At 49.0% G+C, this 1,130-nt stretch carries 1 protein-coding gene; it reads left to right on the forward strand.

What is annotated here, in order from left to right:
* Positions 1 to 977: hypothetical protein (locus tag J7438_RS25780; protein ID WP_209278894.1), on the forward strand; the 977-nt coding region annotated here is incomplete at its 5' end.
* Between the last annotated feature and the right edge of the window lie 153 nt (positions 978 to 1,130).

Consider the following 1,130-nt stretch of genomic DNA (forward strand, 5'->3'; position numbering starts at 1 on the left):
ACCCGTTATTCAGCCACGACCACCAATGCCCGGCAGAAGAGTTGCTGCTGCGTCAGGTGCTGCGTTTTGGGGATATCGTCGATACTCTCGCCCAAAGAGGCTGTTCGACCATCAAACCGACTTCGGGTTCAGCCGCAATGGACGCTCCGGAAATGGTCCATGATAACCATGCACATCCAGAAACGATCGAGCTGTTGGACGTCGTCAATGATCGGCACTTTACCATGCTGATCCGGGCGGCATTGTCGGGTTTTCGAAGTCTGGCCAGCATTACCGGGGGGTGGCATCAACAAACAGCCAACCCGTTCACCAGTAAATATGGTCTGCCGGTAGATAACCATAAACGACGATTAATGATTGAACAGGCACCTGATCCCTATGGGTGTTTGCATGAGTGTCTGAATGATCTGGTCCGATTCATTATCGCCAGAAAGGCCGAGTTTACAGCTCACTTCACAGAAAACGTCCCCCGAAGCCATGACAATTTCCGGCTACCTGATTACCCGGATCCGGATGTCGACTTTGGTGGGGCTTATCGATCACTGCACAATGAAGAGGAACTGCGACAAATCAGGCTACCCGAAACAATGACTCTGGCAGAAAAGATTATTGCAGTGGCAGAGCAACGCAAGCTGGAAAAATTTATCGCTCCTGCCACCAGTGCAGCCCTGCAAACTGAGACGAATCGGTTACAACAGGAAGGTATACATCCGACTTCAGGCACACCATCACAATCGGAACTTCAGCGAATGTTCAAACACCCGGGTACGGCCGATGCCCGCCTACTCAGTGAACGCGGGTATGAGGTGAGATCTTCTTTGATTGAAGGAAAAACCTTTTACCGCATGACACCGAAACTCAAAAAGTCGCATCCTGAGCTTGATCAACCCTCAACATTCCTGCCACCAGACAATCATGAAAGGAATGTAACCGGCTGCCAACCGACCAAAGTGACACGTTACTGTTCTTTGTCCTGAGCCAGGACGGTATTCGCAAAAACGTCAACACACAAACAGGAAAAAGTGAAAACCTCCACTATCAACAGCTAAAAAGTGGAGGTCATCAGCTTGAAATGCGGGGAAATTAAATTGTTATAATTTTTACCATGTCATTATCGGTATCCATTGGAT

The organism is Thalassotalea sp. G20_0 (assembly GCF_017744175.1).
In the GTDB taxonomy this organism is placed as follows: Bacteria; Pseudomonadota; Gammaproteobacteria; order Pseudomonadales; family Endozoicomonadaceae; genus Endozoicomonas.